Annotated in this window: 2 protein-coding genes; both read left to right on the top strand. The window is 46.7% G+C overall.

All coding sequences use genetic code 11. The features are described from left to right. A partial coding sequence (locus G3570_RS16245) for a fibronectin type III domain-containing protein (RefSeq protein WP_165143921.1) occupies positions 1-1,512 on the top strand: 1,512 nt, incomplete at its 5' end. A 644-nt stretch (positions 1,513-2,156) separates the two neighbouring features. Beyond that, positions 2,157-2,766, top strand: a 610-nt coding sequence (locus G3570_RS16240; protein WP_165143920.1) for a glycoside hydrolase family 78 protein, incomplete at its 3' end; no start/stop codon positions are given.

Below are 2,766 nucleotides of genomic sequence, written 5' to 3'. Positions count from 1 at the left end.
ACCCTGACCAGTGAACCGATTAAACTACAGGTTGGAAGCGGGGGAGGTGATACCACATCTCCGGATACTCCTTCCTTGGTCTCCCCGTCGGACGGCGCGACTGGCATATCGACCAGCCCAACTCTGGATTGGAATTCAGTAGGCGGAGCAAACACTTATCGAGTGCAGCTGTCATCCAGCTCAGACTTTAGCAGTATAGAAGCTGATCAATCGGGCCTGACAGCCACCCAGTGGGAGGTGAGCGGGCTGGCGAATAGCACGAGCTACTATTGGCGGGTGCAGGCCTCCAACTCCTATGGGAGTAGTAGTTGGTCAGTGCCTTATGATTTTACTACCGAGCAAGAGGCCACTTCTCCACCGGCTGCTCCTACGCTGACTTCTCCCGCCGATGGTGAAAGTGGTATTGTTATCAGCCCGAATCTCGATTGGGATACCGCATCCGGGGCTGAGACCTACCGGGTGCAGGTGGCCACAAGTTCAGACTTTTCTTCCCCGGTAGTCGACCAAAGGGGACTTACGGGTACCTCCCAGACCGTTTCTGGGCTGGCCAACATCACCAGCTACTTCTGGCGGGTACAGGCGGCAAACAGCGCTGGCACCGGCAGCTGGTCCAGCGTGTGGAGTTTTACCACCGAAAGCGGGTCATCTACAACCATTCCTGTTCCGGTTCCTACATCTCCAGCCGACGGTGCGAGCGGTATTTCATTGACTCCATCCTTTTCCTGGGAACCGGTAAGCGGGGCCGACTACTACATTCTTCATGCCAATCGTCTGAATCCGTCTGAGATGGTGATTGAAGAACAGGTCAGCGGAACCAGCTTTACACCATCGAAGATTCTGGATACGGAGACCGCCTACGATTGGCGGGTGCGGGCCGTCGTAGAGGGAGTGGAAGGCGACTGGAGCTCCATCTGTAGCTTTACCACCGGAACCGGTGATCGGGGAACGAACCCACCTGCAGCTCCGCAGCTGACTTCACCTTCAGATATGGCAATCGATCAATCAACAACTTTGATACTGGATTGGCAAGCGGCTGCTGATGCAGAGACTTATCGGGTCCAGGTGGCGACGAGCTCAGACTTTAATACCGTTGTGGCCGAACAGTCAGGCTTGAACGAAACACAGTGGGAGGTAAGCGGACTAGCTAATGCCACAACCTACTTCTGGCGGGCGCAGGCAACCAACTCTGGTGGCGTCAGCAATTGGTCGACGGTTTGGAGTTTTATAACAGGAGGGAAGGAAAGTGAAACTGAAACTACTTTGGAACAAAACTATCCCAATCCCTTTAATCCTAGTACACAAATCAGGTTTACCCTCGGAAAGACTCAGAAAGTTTCACTCAAGGTATACGATACCGTGGGTCGACAGGTGGCCGTCATCGTTGAAGGTACCTTAACTGCAGGTTCTTACGAACGCACGTTCCGTGATGATAATCTGGCAAGCGGGGTCTATTTTATACGCTTCGTTACTGAAAGCAGGATTCTGACTAGTCAGATGACTTTAATGAAATAAGAACATTGTACCACTAAGACGCTCAGTGCACCCGGTGTCTTAGTGGTATAAACGATTGCAAAACACCTATCCTGGCTTTCCTGATTTACTCAAGTCTCTTATTCTGCCCTTCTAGATTCCGGTATCACATTAAGTTATTTGAAAACTGGTGAACAGTAATTCGGCCCTAAATGAATCCTTTTCTGGAAACTATTTGAAGACATAGATACGAAAAAGTACGTATCTATATGTAGTCATTAGATAAAGCCTTCAAAATATAAGTCCTACCTCCGCCCACATGCCAACACTGGAAATAAATACCATACCAAAATTAAAAAGATTGGAACATTTTAATTTATGTATGGTAGCACTTATATGATTGGGCAACTTAGTGACTGATTTCTCAGTAACAAATTAAGAAAATATAATGTTGCCATGTCCTTCATTACGACTATTAATAACATATAAGTCTATTAAATTGACAAAAAATTTAAGAACCTGGATTAGATAATTGTAACTATTACAAACAATTAGGGTCTTGAAAGTAAGAATTCGAAAATATCATCTACGTAATAAAACGTAGCGGAAAATATCATCTAAACATACAACGGCTGTTGCAGAACCTGCCTTTATATTCTGCAAGCATCCCATAATTGCTCTCACTTATGAAAACTTTCTATATCAATCTACTGGCAGGTATTTTTATACTTGTCTCTTTTGTACAATGCCAAAAAGTAACGGGTCCGGATACTACGGTTGAATCCGAAGAGAATATTACCGCGGAACTGGTATCTCCCACTAATAATTCCACTGGCGAATCCCTCCAGGTCGAACTTAAATGGAAAAAAATTCGGGGAGGTAAAGAGTACCAAATACGTCTGGCCACTGACCAGAATATAGATTCTACTTTGATTGATACTTCAACTCAAGGAACTTCCTATACGACGCCTACCCTTGAACCGGGTACCACATATTACTGGCAGGTAAAACCTCTGGAAAGAAACGGGTATTGGTCGGAAATTTGGCATTTTACCACTTCCGACGGAAGTACGAATGAACAAACCTCAACGACTCTTGCTGTTACACTTATTTCACCTGAGCACGGTGCCAGTGACCTAGCGGTCCCCGTTGCCTTTGAGTGGGAAGCGATCTCGGGAATCAGCAGTTATCAGATTCAAATTGCGGAGGGGAATTCTTTCTCTACCCTTACCGCCAATGCAAGCGTCTCCGGTACAACCTACGAAAGCAGTGGTGTTGAGAATGGGAAAACCTATT

The sequence above is a fragment of the Halalkalibaculum roseum genome (assembly GCF_011059145.1).
Lineage (GTDB): Bacteria > Bacteroidota > Rhodothermia > Balneolales > Balneolaceae > Halalkalibaculum > Halalkalibaculum roseum.
This window is presented reverse-complemented; position numbering and strand designations above follow the sequence as displayed.